The sequence below is a fragment of the Peptococcaceae bacterium 1198_IL3148 genome (assembly GCA_036763105.1).
Classification (GTDB): Bacteria; Bacillota; Desulfotomaculia; order Desulfotomaculales; family Desulfohalotomaculaceae; genus JBAIYS01.
Window position 1 is genome coordinate 1 of sequence record JBAIYS010000048.1, and the last position, 430, is coordinate 430.

At 48.4% G+C, this 430-nt stretch carries 2 tRNA genes and 1 rRNA gene; all 3 read left to right on the forward strand.

Going from position 1 to position 430, the window contains the following annotated elements:
* Window positions 1–51: ribosomal RNA gene (locus tag V6C27_14825) — 16S ribosomal RNA — on the forward strand; the annotation flags it as partial.
* A 77-nt stretch (window positions 52–128) separates the two neighbouring features.
* Window positions 129–205 (forward strand) — tRNA-Ile (locus V6C27_14830).
* 20 nt (window positions 206–225) lie between these two features.
* Window positions 226–301: transfer RNA gene (locus V6C27_14835), tRNA-Ala, on the forward strand.
* The last annotated feature ends 129 nt before the right edge of the window (window positions 302–430 follow it).

Below are 430 nucleotides of genomic sequence, written 5' to 3' on the forward strand. Positions count from 1 at the left end.
AAGTCGTAACAAGGTAGCCGTATCGGAAGGTGCGGCTGGATCACCTCCTTTCTAAGGAGTACCTCGTTAAAACGAGAACTCTGGTCGATCATCCATCTCTTAACAACTGTTTAGTTTTGAGGGATTTTGGGACTATAGCTCAGCCGGTTAGAGCGCACGCCTGATAAGCGTGAGGTCGGTGGTTCGAGTCCACCTAGTCCCACCATTAAAATCCTAAAAAAGCCTGGGGGCGTAGCTCAGCTGGGAGAGCACCTGCCTTGCAAGCAGGGGGTCAGCGGTTCGATCCCGCTCGTCTCCACCATTTGTTCCTTGAAAACTGCACAGCGAGAAAGAAAAGCCAAAAGAGGTTGTAAGTTAAACAAAAATTTAGGTAGAACTTACAATTTCACCGAAAAAGGTCAAGATAGAAAGGGCACATGGCGGATGCCTA